The sequence below is a fragment of the Nesterenkonia sp. LB17 genome, from assembly GCF_022565915.1.
Classification (GTDB): Bacteria; Actinomycetota; Actinomycetes; order Actinomycetales; family Micrococcaceae; genus Nesterenkonia.
This window is the reverse complement of record NZ_JAJOYX010000002.1, coordinates 623,584-637,233: the sequence shown is the minus strand read 5'-3', so window position 1 is coordinate 637,233 and position 13,650 is coordinate 623,584. Positions and strand designations below refer to the sequence as shown.

The window sequence follows — 13,650 nt, the reverse complement described above, 5'->3', positions numbered from 1 at the left end:
GCGGATTCCGCAGGCGGAGGACCGCTGAGGTGCAGCGCCTGCCGAGGGTCAGCGGGCGCTGATGGTCAGTGGTCTTCGAGCAGCGCGGCGACGAACTCGGCGGCGTCGAAGGGTGCGAGATCGTCGGGCCCCTCACCGAGTCCGATGAGCTTCACCGGGACGCCGAGCTGGCGCTGGATGGCGACCACGATGCCGCCTCGAGCGGTGCCGTCGAGCTTGGTCAGCACGATGCCGGTGACGTTGACGACCTCGGAGAAGACCTTGGCCTGGTTCAGGCCGTTCTGACCGGTGGTGGCGTCGAGGACCAGCAGGACCTCGTCGACGGCGGACTTCTTCTCCACCACACGCTTGACCTTGCCGAGTTCGTCCATCAGGTTGGACTTGTTCTGCAGCCGGCCTGCAGTGTCGATCATGACCACGTCGGCTTCGAGCTCGATCCCCTTGTCCACGGCCTCATAGGCCACCGACGCCGGGTCAGCGCCTTCGACGTCGGACTTCACCGTCGGCACGCCCACCCGGTGACCCCAGGTGCTCAGCTGTTCGGCGGCGGCTGCGCGGAAGGTGTCGGCCGCTCCGAGGAGCACGTCCTTGTCCTCGGCGACCAGCATCCGGGCCAGCTTGCCCACCGTGGTGGTCTTGCCGACGCCGTTGACGCCGACGACCATGATGACCGCGGGACGACCCTCCGCCGTCACCGTGAGTCGGCGATCAAGGGTGGGATCGACCAGGGTAGTCAGCTCTTCGGTGAGCATCGCCTTGACCACGACCGGGTCCTTGGTGCCTTCGACCTTGACCCGTTCGCGGAGCCTGTCGACGAGCTCCATGGTGGGATCGGTGCCGAGGTCCGCCATCAGCAGGACCTCTTCGATCTCTTCCCAGACGTCCTCGTCGATCTCGTCGCGAGACAGCAGCGCAAGCAGCGACTTGCCGAAGATGTTGTTGGACTTGACCAGCCGGGCGCGCAGCCTGGCCAGACGTCCGGCCACCGGTTCGGGGGTCTCGACGGTCGGTTCAACGACCGTCGGCTCCTCGAGGGTGTCGACGCCGTCGCCGAGGGTCGGCTCCGCGGTCCCCGGGCGGTCTTCGGTGGGAGCCTCAAGGGTGTCCACCCCGCCGGAGGGGAGGTCATCCGGGTCGCGCTGGGTCAGGTATTGCTCACGCTTGTCCTTGGGCAGCAGCTTTCCGCCCTGCACCAGGAAGAATCCCAGGGTGCCGAGCAGAGTCACAGCAAGAACGATGAACAGAATAAGTACGTCAAAATCCACGGGCCCAGTCTGTCACAGACCCGCCGAGCCGGAGGCCAAGGCCACGAAGGTTCCCACCTCCCGCGAACCTCCAGGACCCTGGAGTAAGGTGCGGCATCGGAGTCTTCGGCGACCATCCAGGTCGCAGAAAGATCTGCGATGGATGTGAACCCAGCGGCGCCCCGGTGTCGATGATCAGACAAGGCGAGAGGCGCACATGAGCGTGACTTCGACTTCTTCGGAGGAGGCGACGGCCTCAGGGCGGCCTCATCCGGCCGCCGGCGGAGCCCCGACCCGCTTCCAGCCCGAGATCCAGGGGCTGCGTGCGCTGGCGGTGCTGGTCGTGCTGCTCTACCACTTCTGGCCCGACCGCCTCACCGGCGGCTACGTCGGCGTCGACGTGTTCTTCGTGATCTCGGGCTACCTGATCACCGCGCATCTGTTCAAAGAGGCCGTGAAGACCGGGGGAGTGCGGCTGGGCCAGTTCTGGGCCCGCCGCATCCGCCGGCTGCTGCCGCTGAGCCTGCTGGTGCTGCTGCTGACCGCGATCTCCGCCGTGCTGATCCTGCCGAGCACCGCGTGGCAGGCCACCCTGCGCCAGATCATCGCCTCCACGCTCTACGTGCAGAACTGGATCCTCGCCGCCGACGCCGTGGAGTACTCCAAGGCGGACGAGCGGGCCACAGCGGTTCAACATTTCTGGACGCTCTCGGTCGAGGAGCAGTTCTACATCCTGTGGCCGGTCCTGCTGGCGCTGACGCTGATGTTCCTGGCGTTCCGGCAGCGGCGCTCCGGCGCTCCGGCGCTCGAGCGCCGTCAGATCCGGGCGGCATTCCTGTGGGTCGTCGGGCTGCTCGGGGCGTTCTCACTGGCGTTCTCCATCTACTACACCGCCGCAGCACCCGCGCAGGCCTATTTCGTGACCCCGACTCGGATCTGGGAGTTCACCCTGGGGGCGATCGCGGCACTGGTCCTGGGATCCCGGCAGTTCAGCGGCCGGTGGGGCAATCTGCTCGGCTGGGCGGGGTTCCTGATGATCGCCGGCGCAGCCGTCTTCTACACCGATGCGACCCCGTTCCCCGGCTGGACCGCGCTTGTGCCGACCCTGGGGACCGTTCTGGTGCTGGCCTGCGGGGGCCGCGAACCCGGGACCGGGGTCCACTGGTGGCTCTCGCTGCGACCCGCCACCGCGATCGGCGACTGGTCCTACGCGATCTACCTCTGGCACTGGCCGGTGGTGATCTTCTCGCCCTATATCAGCGACGCCGCCCGGTTCTGGTACGTGAAGGTCCTGCTTATCCTGGGCATCATCGGGCTCTCCGCGCTGAGCACCCGATTCTTCGAGACCCCGATACGTCGCGCGAAGATCCTGCTGCCCACCTGGCGGACGATGGTCGCCGCCGGGGCCGGCATGGTGCTGGTCATCGTCTCCGGGATCGCAGCGGTCTCCACGATGCAGTCCAGCGCGGCTGACTCCACACTCACCGAGGACCACCCCTGCTACGGCTACCAGGCGCTGGCGAACCCCGACGAATGCGGCACCCCGTTCGAGGGCGAGCTCGGGCTGTTTCCCACGCCCGCGGTGGTGACGGAGCAGTACCAGGAAGAGGCGTTCCCCGGCTGCCAGGCCGACGAGGACACCCCCGGCGTGCAGGAATGCTGGCTCGGGGCGGAGGAGTCCGAGGCCGACGGCACGATCGCGGTTTTCGGCGACTCCCACGCCACGATGTGGCTCCCGGCGCTCGACGAGATCGCCCAGGAGCAGGAGAAGCAGCTGCTGGTGCTCACGCGCTCAGCCTGCACACCCCGAGGCGGGGAGGTCGGGGCCGACTCCAGCGAGTGCCTCAGGGCCAACGCCGAGATCATCGACCAGCTCTCCGAGGATGAGAGCGTCGAGACGGTGATCGTGGCGGCCAGCCAGCGGCACTTCGAGTTCGGCGGACCCAGCCGCGACCTCGGTCTGGACGCGGAGGAACATGACCTCGACGATTCGGCACTGGCGATGTACGAGCCGATCCAGCGCTGGCTCGAGGCGGAGAAGGACGTCGTGGTCTTCGGCGAGGTCCCACGGATGAGCAACGACGAGCAGGAGGAGACCCTGCCGGAGTGCGTGGCGCTGAACGAGGATGACCTCTCTGCCTGCAACGAGACGCTTCAGGACACCCGGGTGGGGGACCGCTGGCTGACCCGTTCTGCCGAGGTCTTCGCCGAGGAAGAGAACTACCACTTCGTGCCCACCGAGGATCTGGTCTGCCGCGAGGACACCTGCTACGCCGTGCTCGGCGGTGCCATCACCTACTCGGACAACAGCCACCTCGCCCGGACGTTCGTGCGCTCCACGGCCGCCGAGCTCACCGACCGGATGGAGCCGGCGCTGGCCGGGAACTCCTAGAGCGGCTCAGCGCCAGATGCCGCGGGTGTCGATCACCGTGGCGTCTGCCAGGCGTGAGACCGGGAGCTCCTTGAACACCTGATGATCGACCAGCAGCACGACGACGTCGGCACGCTCCAGCGCCTCGTCGAGTCCGCTCAGCTCGACGTTGCCGAAACCGGCGAGTGACGCGGGAAGCGCCTCGATGTGTGGTTCCACCGCGAGCAGCTGCGCATCGGGGGCGCGCTGGGCGAGCTGCTCGGCGATGTGCAGCGAGGGGGACTCGCGCAGATCATCGATGTTGGCCTTGAACGCCAGTCCCAGCAGCGCCACCGTGGCTCCGGTCCCTGCCGATTCCAGAGCCTGTTCTATCCGGCCGAGCACCCATTCGGGCTTCGCGTCGTTGGTCTGGCGCGCGGTGCGGATGAGGTTCGCGTCCTGCGGAGCGGCGTCGACGATGAACCACGGATCCACTGCGATGCAGTGACCCCCGACCCCGGGACCGGGTTGGAGGATGTTGACCCTCGGGTGGTGATTGGCGAGCTCGATGAGCTCCCAGACGTCGATCCCGAGCTTGTGGCTGATGACCGAGAGCTCATTGGCGAACGCGATGTTGACGTCGCGGAAGCTGTTCTCGGTGAGCTTCGCCATCTCGGCGGTGCGAGCGTCGGTGAGCAGGAACTCACCCTTGCAGAAGGCTGCGTAGAGATCCCGGGCGGCCTCGGCGGCCTCGGGCGTCAGTCCGCCGATGATCCGGTCATTGGTGATCATCTCTTCCATGATCTTCCCCGGCAGCACGCGTTCGGGGCAGTGGGCGACCAGGATGTCGGCGGTGCTCAGATCGGGGCGGGCGGACAGGATGCGCTGCGCGAGGTGTTCGGTCGCCCCGGGTGGGGAGGTCGATTCAAGGATGATCAGCTCCCCACCGGTGAGCTTCGCGGCGATCCCGTCTGCGGCAGCCTCGATGTAGGACAGGTCGGCCGAGTGGGTCTCGGTGAAGGGGGTGGGCACCGCGACGATATAGGCGTCGGCCTCGGGTGTCTGCGTGGTCGCGCTCAGCGTGCCGCTGATCACCGCGCGCTGCAGGACCTCTCGCAGACCCGGCTCCACGAAGGGGACCTCGCCCCGGTTGATCGCCGCGACATTGCGTTCGGAGACGTCCATGCCGATCGTGGTGACGCCATGGTCCGCGAGGATGGCGGCGGTGGGCAGACCGATGTAGCCGAGCCCGATGACGGCGACGCGCGAGATGTTCCTTGGCAAGGTGGATCACTTTCCTAGGCGACACGGTGAAGCTGAGAGCCCGAGGAGGCTGACAGCACGCGAGTCTATCCCAGGGGGTTCTTGCGGTCACTACCTCATTCAAACGCCAGAATCTGGGGTCCGGTGCGGGGTCGGGGTTTCTCGGAGAACGGCGATATCTTGGAGCGGTTGCCATCGAGCGTCGAAGGAATCCAAGAACCGCCTATGCCCACACGCGCTGAGCCCACCTGCGCCATGCCGGCCGCTGTGCCGACCGTGCCGGAGCACACCGGGCGGACCTCGCGCGGCGGACGGTTCCAGCCGGAGATCCAGGGCCTGCGTGCGCTGGCGGTGCTGATCGTCGTCGCCTATCACTTCTGGCCGGAGCATCTGACCGGCGGGTACGTGGGCGTTGACGTGTTCTTCGTGATCTCGGGCTATCTGATCACCGCGCACCTGTTCAAGGAGGCGGCAAGGACCGGGCGGATCCGGCTGGGGCGGTTCTGGGCGCGCAGGATCCGGCGCCTGCTGCCGCTGAGCCTGCTGGTGCTGGGACTCACGGCGGTCGCGGCGGTGATGATCCTGCCCAGCACCGAATGGCAGGGCACCCGCCGGCAGATCATGGCCTCGACGCTGTATGTGCAGAACTGGGTCCTGGCCGATGACGCGATCGACTATTCCAAGGCCGATGAACGTGCCACCGCAGTCCAACACTTCTGGTCGCTCTCCGTGGAGGAGCAGTTCTACGTCCTGTGGCCGGTGCTGCTCGCCGTCGTCCTGGGCATCGCCATCCTGGCTCGGCGCGGTCGGCGTCCGGCCGATGCTGAGGCGGTGCCGCGCAACTACACGCGGAGGATCTTCCTCTGGGTGATCGGACTCCTCGGCGCGAGCTCCCTGGCCTTCTCGATCGGCTACACCGCAGAGTCCTCCGCCCAGGCGTACTTCATCACGCCCACCAGGATCTGGGAGTTCGCGCTGGGCGCCCTGCTCGCCCTGGTCCTCGGCGCCAGCCAGTTCACCGGACGCTGGGGGAATCTGCTGGGCTGGGTCGGACTGGCGATGATCCTGGGTTCGGCATGCGCCTACAGCGAGATGACCCCGTTCCCTGGCTGGACGGCGGTGATCCCCACCGTCGGGGCGACCCTGCTGTTGGCCTTCGGCGGCAAGGGGCGCTGGACCGGGATCCACTGGTGGCTCTCGCTGCGCCCGGTCACCGCGATCGGCGACTGGTCCTATGCGATCTACCTCTGGCACTGGCCGGTGGTGATCTTCGCGCCCTATCTGCTGGAGAACGCCGAGCAGTGGGACGTCAAGCTCGCCCTGATCCTCGGGGTCATCGTGATCTCCGCGCTGAGCACCCGGTTCTACGAGACTCCGCTGCGCCGAGCGAAGGTCCTGCTGCCCACCTGGCGCACCATGATCGCCGCCGGCGCAGGGATGGCCCTGGTGGTGGGCGTGGCCCACTACTCGGTGGAGGTCGTCGAGCAGGAGTTCGCCGCCTCGGAGCTCTCCGAGGACCACCCCTGCTACGGCTACCGGGCGCTGGCGAATCCCGACCAGTGTGGAGACCCGTTCGAAAGCACGCTGGGGCTCACGCCCTCGGCGGCCGAGGTCGCCGAGCAGCCACAGGCACCGGTGCATCCCGGGTGCCAGGCCGAAGCGCAGGACGCAGGGGTCCCCGAGTGCTGGCTCGGCGCCGAGGCGTCCGAGGCCGACGGCACCATCGCGGTGTTCGGTGATTCCCACGCCACGATGTGGCTGCCGGCCCTCGATGAGATCGCGCAGGACGCCGGCAAACAGCTGCTCGTGCTGACCCGTTCCGGCTGCACCCCACGGGCCTCGACCTATTCAGGGGCCGATGACCCCTGTGGAGAGGCCAATCTGGAGATCTTGGGAATGCTCTCCGAGGATGACCAGGTGGAGACCGTCGTGGTGGCTGGAAGCCAGATGACCGGTGGCTTCGCGGGCCCTGACGTCGAGGTGGACCTGCCGGACTCCGAGGTGGAGCTCACCGGTACGGCGCGCAGCATCCTCACCCCGATCCAGGTCTGGCTCGACGCCGAGAAGGCGGTCGTGGTCCTGGGCGAGATTCCCCGGCTCAACGTCGAGCGCAATGACGAGGAGACGCTGCCAGAGTGCGTGGCGCTGAACGAGGAGGACCCGTCATCCTGCAACGACGACCTTGAGGACACCCGGGTCACGGAGCGCTGGCTGACCCAGTCCGAGACGGTCTTCGCCGATACGGAGAACTACCACTTCGTGCCGACGGAGGATCTGCTGTGTTCGGAGGAGGAGGCCACCTGCTACGCGGTCCTCGGCGGGGCGATCACCTATAACGACAACAGCCACGTCTCACAGAACTTCGTGCGGTCGGTCACCGGCGAGCTGGGCGAACGCATGGAGCCCGCGCTGCAGCGATGACCGGCTCGGGCATCATCTAAGTGTTCAGCCGCGACGCGCCTCAGCCAGTTGGTCCCAGAACTCGATCGCCTCAGCCGTGGTCCACTGGTGATCCCCGTAGTATCCCAGCATGTCTTCCAGGGTCTCGGCCGCGAAGAGCCAGCTGGCCGGATCTGACTCGAGCCGGCGAAGCTTCGGCAGCATCCAGCTCACGAAGAACGGCTCCAGACGCAGGGCCCGGTAGGCCTCGAGCTTGCCCACCTCGCGCAGCCAGTCGGCGCGTGCGGCGTCGAGCGGACGGTACTTCTCGAAGTAGCCCGGGTTGATGGTGTTCACCGTGGAGTCACTGACCACCGCGTAATAGGTATGCACCCCGATGTTCTGCACCCGGATGCGGCGGGCGCAGTAGAGCATCTGCTGGAAGAAGTAGCTGTCCTGACCCACCGCGCCCAGGGGCTGCTCGAGTCCGCAGCCCTTGAGCCATTCGGTGCGAGCGATGACGGTCTGGATTCCCATGGGTCGAAAGCGCAGTCGCTCCAGGGCATCGCGCGGCACGGTGATCGTGCCGGAGGGATCCTGGTAGTCAGCAAGGGCCTCCCTCAGCAGCTGGCTGTAGCGCAGCCTTCCGAACCGGCTGGCCCACTGGGTCATATCACCGAGCACGAAGTCGACGTCCTCGTGCGAGGAGATGTCCGACAGCAGACGCGCGAAGCCGTCCTCCACCGCCTCATTATCGGGATCCAGGTAGGTGACGAAGGGGGTCTGGGTCAGCTCGAGGCCGGTGTTGCGCGGTCGGGAGGCAGAACCCGAGCCGCCCCCGCCGTGGTGGTAGGCCGTCACATTCGGGTACTCGTGGGCCAGCTCCTCCACGGTGTCCACCGTGACCGGGTCGGTCGACCCGTCGTTGACCAGCAGCACGTGCATCTTCTCGAACACCGAAGATCGGCGCAGCGAGGCGAAGGCCTTATGTCGAAGGTGATCACCGTTGTTGTAGACCGGCACGATCACGGTCAGCTGCAGATCCAGTGCCTGCGCCGTGGCGGCGACGAGCGCGGAGCTCGCCGCGCGATCCTCATCTGCCACCAGCGAGGGGCGATCTCGCCGGGCCGAGGCGCCGGTCAGCCGAGCATGATGACCGAGATGATCGCCGAAGAGGATCCGCTGATCGCGGGCATGCGCTCGCAGGGCCGGGGCGCTGGCGGTCGCGGAGACGGCGGGATGCCACCAGGCCGTGAGGTCGAGGGAGAGCGTCTCGGTCGCTGCAGGAGACAGCGTCCCGTGGCGCAGCGCGGCGTGATCGGTCTCCTCGGCAGTTCCGTCCAGCTTCGAGACGATGCCGGCGCGCTGATAGCGGAACGCGGTGACCATGTCTGCTGCGTAGGTGGGGGAGTAGTGTCGCTCGGCGGAGACCGGCAGCAGGATGTCATAGCTGCCGTGGCGGGCCGGCAGCTGGTCCCAGGAGACCAGGGGGATCTCGGCGTAGGTCTGCGAAGCCATCTCTGCGCCCAGTACCTGGTCCAACTGGTCCCCCTGCTTCTGGGGGGCGGTCTGCTCGACGACCGCGAGCACCCGTTCTGGTGGTGGCGCTGGTGAGAAGCCCACCGCCGCACAGATGATCGCGAGCACGTCAGAGACGTGGTGGTTGCTGAAGGCGGTGCGGATCCCGTCCCCCTGGACGCGCCGGAGCTCCCCGAGGGTCAGTGAGGAGAGGGCATCGGAGACGTCCACCGCTGACTGCGGGATCCTCACATGCGGCAGGTAGGAGTTCACGCCCTGGTTGTAGCCGCTGAGCACCAGGGAGCCGGCGGCCTGCAGCTCGATGATGCGCCGGTCATAGAGGATCTGGGAGCGGAGCACGTCATTGAGCACGATGCCGATGTCGGTCACCCGGTCGATGGCCGCGATCGCGGCGGGTCCGGGATTGTCCACGAGCAGCGGCCAGTGGCGTGCCGCGAAGCCCGCCCCGATGCCGGCCGGGAAGGTGTCCGCCTCACCCCGGCGCAGCAGCGCGGCGGGGAGGCCCTGGGCGCTGACGCCGTCGAGGATCCAGTCCGCCATCATCCGCAGGTCCTCGGGGTTCTGGGCAACCTGGGCGTCGCCCATGGTGATGACTGTGGAGCCGGCTCCACGGGTGCCCAGCGGCGTGTTCTGCAGCGGGTTGACCACCATCGGCACCCGGAGGACTGCTGTCTCGTTCCTCCGCGTGGCGGCATAGCGGCGGGCGGCCTCGTCTGAGACCGCGAAGACCCGGTCGCAGGCGCTGGCCAGGTCGCGCCCGGTGGCGGTGGTGCTGCGCGTGGTGCGGTCCCAGAAGACGACGGGGATGTCTCGGCTGCGGCAGCCGGGTATCACCTCGGTCAGCAGCAGCTTCACCCAGGCCTGACGCTCGTCCTCGGTGCTCTCCACGGTCCCCTCCGGCGGGAAGCTGTACCGGGCGCCGATGCTGACCGGAGTCAGGATCACCAGGTCGACACCGTCAAGCGCCGAGGGGTCCTGTCTGAGCTGCGTCGCGGGAAGGCCGATGACCTCAGCGGCCCCGCGAAGCACCTGCTGGGTCGCCTCGTCGTCGATGACTGCTATACGCAGCGCCAGGCGCGGCCTCGAGACCCCGGACTCTGGGTCTGGCAGCGCGGCCATCGCCGGGGCCAGCTGCTCGATCAGGTCCGAGGCGTCAGTCCGGCCCCGAGAAAACGGGCTTCCGGGAGCCGGGCCCAGAAGCGCAAGGGACCCGCCCTCGTGCAGCGCGCGCAGCGGGTCGGGTGCGGCCAGGAGCTCAGCGATCCTAGCGGCGCCTGCTTCCAGGCGAGCCTGGCGCAGGTGCGGGCTGGGGCGGCCCGCCTGGGGAGTCACCGGCTGAACCCAGCTCTGCGGGCCACCTGTTCGAACGGTCTTGAGAGCTTGCGTCCTGCGGCCCGCGCGGCCTTGTCGGGATGCTGGAAGGTGAACTCGACACGCTTGCGCAGCTTCGAGGACGCCGTCACGGACGTCGCCCGTGAGGTTTTCCCGCCGGGGCGGCGCTGTTCGAGTTCCGAGACGCGCTGCTTCAGAGCTGCGATGTCGACCTCTTGGACACGTTCGAGCTGGCCATAGGCCCAGTGGAGCTCGCTGAGCAGCGCCTGGTGCTGCTTGAGCAGCTCGACCACGACCTCACGGGTGTTCTCACTGAGGTCGGTCTCGGCTGTGAGCGCGTCCTCGGTCGGCGCCGCCGCGGTGGTGCTGGTCTGCTCGGTCTCAGTCATCGCCTTCACTGTCCTTCACATCGATGGTGTCCCGGCCGCCCCCGGCGGCGCTGTTGCGATCCCCGGTCCTGCTGTGATCCGCGGTCCGGCCGCGGGATGAAGCGTTCGTAGGTCCAAGACGCCCCTCGAGGCTGCGGAAGAACTCTCTGCCGCGCGGGTCTCGCCAACGCACGTCTCCGTACGCGGCGATGAGTTCCCGGAGCACGCCTGCCGCCTCGTCACGATCGTGAGGCAGCACATGCTTGAACTTCTGCAGGTACCAGGAGACGAAGAAGGATTCGAAGCGCTGTTCGCGGTAGACCTCGAGCAGTCCGACCTCACGCAGCCAGGCTGCGCGATCCTGCTCCAGGATCAGGTACTTCCGGAAGTAGTTCGGGGAGATCACGTTCACGATGGAGGTCTCCACCGCTCCGTAGTAGGTATACACCGGTCGGTACACCGGGACATAGGCCCGGGTGTGGAAGAACATCTGCTGGAAGAAGTAGGTGTCCTGCCCGACCGCGCCCACAGGCTGGACCAGGCCGAGGCTCTGGAGCCAGACGGTGCGCGCGACCAGCGCTTCGATGGAGGCCGGCCGGAAGTTCAGCGTGACCAGGCCATCGGGCTTGGGCCAGTCCAGTCCGTCCCGGTGCTCGACGCCGGCCTGGAACCGCTCGTGGTAGTCATGGACCGCGTAGTTGCGGGTCCAGACCGCCATGGTGCCCAACGCATAGTCGGCCTCGGGTGCCTCACGCAGCCGCTCCAGCAGCTCCCAATAGCCGTCCTCGAGCTCCTCATCATCGGGGTCGAGGTAGGTGACGAACTCGGTGAAGCTCAGCGCAAGCCCGGTGTTGCGCGGACGGGATGCTGAGCCGGATCCGCCCAGAGGGTGATGGAACGCCGAGACGTTGGGCCAGGCGTCGGCGAGCTCCTCGATGGTGTCCACCGTGGAGGCGTCGGTGGAGCCGTCGTTGATCAGCAGGACATGCATCTTCTCGAAGATCCCCGAACGGCGCAGCGAGGCGAAGGCCTTGTGCCGCAGGTGATCCCCATTGTTGTAGATCGGGACGACGACGGCGAGCTCGAGTCCCTGCTCCTGGGCGGTCTGGCGAAACTCCTCCCGAGCCTCAGCGATGTCGGTGCCCTGCGCACGGTCGATCTGCCGCCGGGCTCCGGCGGGCCGGTGCCCCAGGTGGTCGAGGGCGTAGACCGGCATGATCGAGTTCGAGGCGCCCTGGTCCGCCTCAAGGGTTCCGAGCAGAGCGTCGGGGGACTGCAGGGCCGAAGACGCGGGCCGCCACCAGGCAGAGAGGCCCAGGTCGGTGACGCCGGCCCGGCGCTGGTGGGCGGCGTCGTCGGTGTCGGCGGCGGCTCCGTCGAGCTTCGTGGTCACCGCGGCGGCCTGATAACGGAACGCCGCCACGTGATCGGCCAGGTACTCCGGGCTGTAGCGTCGAGCGGAATCCAGGGGCACCAGGATCTCGAAGCGGCTTGTCAGGGGGGCGACAGCGGCATCGAGGCTGGCGTGGTGGTGCGGGCCCTCGGCGTCGTCGTCCTCAGACGATGCGGCGAGCTCCGCCCAGGTGGCGATCTCGACCCTGGGGTGGGTCTGGGACGCGATGTCGGCGCGCAGGGCGTCGGTGAGTTCATCGGCCACCACCAGGACTCGATCCTGGGCCGTCTCGACCGCGCATCCGGCCTTGGCCGCGATTCGGGTCAGCACGTCGCTGCCGTGCTGATCGGTGAAGATCTTCCTGATCCCGTCGCCCTGGACCCGGCGCAGCTCCTCCAGGGTCATCGTCTCGAGCGTCTTGGAGACGTCCTCTGCGGAGTTCGCGATGTGGACCTGGGGGTAGTAGGAGTTCACGCCTTGGTTATAGGTCGAGAAGACCATGGTGCCGCTGGCCTGCAGCTGCAGGATCTGCGGATCGAACACCGCCTGGGAGTCCTTCACGGCATTGACCGCGAGCCCGACGTCCATCGCGCGCTGCAGCCGGGCCGACTCCGGGGCCGTTCCCAGCAGTGCCGCCTCTGCGCGGGTCACGGTCCAGGGCGCATAGTCGGCCGGGATGGCCCATCGGTAGGCCTGGGGCTCGCGGGCGGCGGGTGGTGACGTCAGTGGTGGTGAGGGCAGTGGTGCTGAGGGCTCCGATGTCGGCCGGCGGGTCGGCACCGACGTGGGTGGGGGCGTGGTCTGTGACGTCGGCTCGGAGGCCGTCTCGATCGCCGGGAAGCCGGGGGTGAGATGCGGTGGAAGCAGCGCCGTCGGCCGGCCGGAGCCCAGCACCCCGTCGAAGAGCGGTGGGATGAACTGGGGTTCCTCGAGGTGCGCGGCCGGGCGCAGCTGTTCGATGCCCAGCAGCGCGATCAGCGGGGTGCGCGCCGGGCGGGTTCCGATGGGGGAGTGAAGCACGGGGCTGACCGGGTGCGGGATGACCTCTACCGGAGTGTCCTCGGGGCAGTGGCTGCGCAGCAGGGCGGCGGCCTCGGGGTCTGGGGCGAAGACCTGGGTGCAGATCTCGGCGATCGCCGACCAGGATCCCAGCCGGGGTCCGGAGGTGACCACCAGGGCCACACTGAGTCCTTGGTCGCGGGCTGCGGGGATCAGGGTCTCGGACAGGAATTCGCGGGAATCCTCTGCCTCCGAGCCGATCAGCACCAGGTCGAGATCCTCGAGCTCCGTCTGCCAGTTCTCGGCGGTGAGATCGCGCAGTTCGGCGAGGCCGAAGAACCCGGCGTGCAGTCGCGGCCCGGCGACCAGACCCACGCGCAGGTCCAGGCGCGGTCTGGACACCCCGGCCTCCGCGGGGGGCAGCTGCGTCGCGTCGCCGAGCGCCTTCCGCCACGCGACGGTGGGCGCTTCCACGTGGTCTGCGCTCGCGCGCGTGGCTGAAGACCCGGGCTCGGAGAGCTCGTCGGCGCGTCTGAGGTGCGCCGATGCGTGATGCTGATGCAGGCTGGGCGCCACCGATTTCTGCGTCGGACCTGACCAGGCGCCGGCCGCGGCCCGGTGCGCCTGCTCGGCGGCCTCCAGGGCGGTGTGGTGCGCCGCCCGGGCCGCACTGAGGACATCAGCGTCGGTGGCAGATACCCGCTCCGCGACGGTGGAGGTCTCGGAGGCGGTGTCACTGGGGTGAAGGTCTATCCATCGCACATTGATACTCTAGAGCCTCGG

At 68.0% G+C, this 13,650-nt stretch carries 7 protein-coding genes; 2 read left to right on the top strand and 5 right to left on the bottom strand.

The window, feature by feature from the left end; genetic code table 11:
* Positions 1–65: 65 nt before the first annotated feature.
* Positions 66–1,265 carry a signal recognition particle-docking protein FtsY gene (ftsY, locus tag LTH96_RS06645; protein ID WP_241464934.1) on the bottom strand — a complete coding sequence of 400 codons (1,200 nt, stop codon included), beginning with the start codon at positions 1,263–1,265 and terminating at the stop codon, positions 66–68.
* A 202-nt stretch (positions 1,266–1,467) separates the two neighbouring features.
* Between ftsY and LTH96_RS06640 the strand changes: the two genes are divergently transcribed.
* Positions 1,468–3,636, top strand: coding sequence for an acyltransferase family protein (locus LTH96_RS06640; RefSeq protein ID WP_241464933.1), 2,169 nt, complete (start codon positions 1,468–1,470; stop codon positions 3,634–3,636).
* A 6-nt stretch (positions 3,637–3,642) separates the two neighbouring features.
* Here the strand turns inward: LTH96_RS06640 and wecC are convergent, their stop codons facing one another.
* A complete protein-coding gene (gene wecC / locus LTH96_RS06635; RefSeq protein WP_241464932.1) occupies positions 3,643–4,878 on the bottom strand; it encodes a UDP-N-acetyl-D-mannosamine dehydrogenase in 1,236 nt (411 codons plus the stop codon).
* Between the two features lie 204 nt (positions 4,879–5,082).
* On the opposite strand from wecC, the gene LTH96_RS06630 reads away from it, so the two are divergent.
* Complete coding sequence (locus LTH96_RS06630; RefSeq protein WP_241464931.1) at positions 5,083–7,278, top strand: acyltransferase family protein; 2,196 nt, start codon at positions 5,083–5,085, stop codon at positions 7,276–7,278.
* A gap of 24 nt (positions 7,279–7,302) precedes the next feature.
* On the opposite strand, the gene LTH96_RS13285 is transcribed toward LTH96_RS06630, so the two are convergent.
* From LTH96_RS13285 to LTH96_RS13280, 3 genes are read right to left on the bottom strand one after another with little or no spacing between them, the layout of a single operon-like run.
* The gene (locus LTH96_RS13285; RefSeq protein WP_241464930.1) at positions 7,303–10,107 is read right to left on the bottom strand and encodes a glycosyltransferase family 2 protein; all 2,805 of its coding nucleotides are present in this window, start codon (positions 10,105–10,107) and stop codon (positions 7,303–7,305) included.
* The gene (locus LTH96_RS06620; protein ID WP_241464929.1) at positions 10,104–10,496 is read right to left on the bottom strand and encodes a hypothetical protein; all 393 of its coding nucleotides are present in this window, start codon (positions 10,494–10,496) and stop codon (positions 10,104–10,106) included. Before LTH96_RS06620 ends, LTH96_RS13285 begins: the two co-directional genes overlap by 4 nt.
* Complete coding sequence (locus LTH96_RS13280) at positions 10,489–13,629, bottom strand: glycosyltransferase family 2 protein (protein WP_241464928.1); 3,141 nt, start codon at positions 13,627–13,629, stop codon at positions 10,489–10,491. The genes LTH96_RS06620 and LTH96_RS13280 overlap by 8 nt, the downstream gene beginning before the upstream one ends.
* Between the last annotated feature and the right edge of the window lie 21 nt (positions 13,630–13,650).

Bases quoted from the DNA above. Each gene is read 5' to 3' on its own strand.
- LTH96_RS06620 (WP_241464929.1), bottom strand. From the start codon at position 10,496: ATGACTGAGACCGAGCAGACCAGCACCACCGCGGCGGCGCCGACCGAG.
- LTH96_RS06630 (WP_241464931.1), top strand. From the start codon at position 5,083: ATGCCCACACGCGCTGAGCCCACCTGCGCCATGCCGGCCGCTGTGCCG.